General features: G+C 38.8%; 1 protein-coding gene. It reads left to right on the top strand.

Translation table 11 applies throughout. The annotated features are described in order from the left end of the window. Window positions 1–268, top strand: a 268-nt coding sequence (locus AC2FA3_RS15235) for a mucin-binding protein (protein WP_490510321.1), incomplete at both ends; no start/stop codon positions are given.

Here is a 268-nt window from a genome sequence, read left to right as displayed (position 1 = left end):
ATTAATATTTACCAACCTGATGGCGTAATCAATCAAATTATTCAAAAAGTAGTTTTATACCGTGATGCAACTTATGATTTGGCCCACCATACAACAACTTATACCGATTGGAAATCTGATGGCGATCGCAATTGGGAAAAGGTAATTGCGCCAACATTTGAAGACTATGTTCCAAATCAAAGTACCGTTCCTGAAGTAACGCCTAACCCTGATCAAGGCGATGTCACTGTTGATATTACCTATACTGATGATGGCTCAACTGTGCTTC

The organism is Janibacter sp. CoH_79_TC_3 (genome assembly GCF_058197955.1).
Note: the sequence above shows the minus strand (reverse complement) of the source record. Positions and strands in the feature narration are given on the sequence as shown.